This window comes from Roseomonas rosulenta (genome assembly GCF_016106005.1).
Taxonomy (GTDB): domain Bacteria; phylum Pseudomonadota; class Alphaproteobacteria; order Acetobacterales; family Acetobacteraceae; genus Neoroseomonas; species Neoroseomonas rosulenta.
The window spans coordinates 1-651 of record NZ_JACADR010000635.1 but is presented as its reverse complement, the minus strand read 5'-3'; the positions used below and the strand labels follow the sequence as shown (position 1 = coordinate 651).

General features: G+C 79.4%; 2 protein-coding genes. One reads left to right on the top strand and one right to left on the bottom strand.

Translation table 11 applies throughout. The annotated features are described in order from the left end of the window. Positions 1 to 339 (top strand): hypothetical protein (locus tag HW578_RS27385; RefSeq protein ID WP_198373830.1); only part of this gene is annotated, 339 nt, incomplete at its 5' end. Between the two features lie 14 nt (positions 340 to 353). Here the strand turns inward: HW578_RS27385 and HW578_RS27380 are convergent. Further along, the coding region (locus HW578_RS27380; RefSeq protein WP_198373829.1) for a tetratricopeptide repeat protein at positions 354 to 651 on the bottom strand (298 nt) is incomplete at its 5' end.

The window sequence follows — 651 nt, the reverse complement described above, 5'->3', positions numbered from 1 at the left end:
CAGGCCGGCTTGCGCCAGACCGCCGCCACCCAGCCCGGCCCGCCGCAGGCCAGCGCGACACCTGTCCGCCGCCGTACGGCGCGCCGCGACCCGCCCGCTGCCCCGGCACCGGCCGAGACCCGCCGCGGGGACCCTGCCCCTGTGCCCAACCGCGACATGGAAGGCCCACGCCGGAACGAGGCCTCGCGCGCCAGCCCGCGGCTCGACCCCGCGCTGATCGACCCTGCCGAACCCCGCTTCGGCACCGCCGTCGACCGCAACAGCCTCCAGGCGCGCGAGGACCGGCTGCTGCGCCAGCCCGCCGCGGGCGCGCGGCTGAGCCTGCCCTTCCCCTACTGATCGCAGCGAGCCGGTCAGCCCCCCGGCCGGCGCCGGAACGCGGCGAACAGGCCGCGCAGCCGGGCCAGGACGCCGCTGCGGGGGTGGATCGCCGGAGCGGTCAGTTCCCGCAGCCGCGCGGCCAGCGCCGCATCGCCGGGCCTTTGCGCGAGGCCGGCGCGCAGCGCGGCGACCGCCCTCTCACGCAGTTCGAGCGCCAGCAGCGCATCGGCGCGGCCGAGATACGCCTCGGCGCGGCCCGGCTCGGCGGCCAGCAGCCGGCGGAACATGGCGTCCGCCCGCATGGGCTGGCCCTCGCGCAGCAGCAGCCGT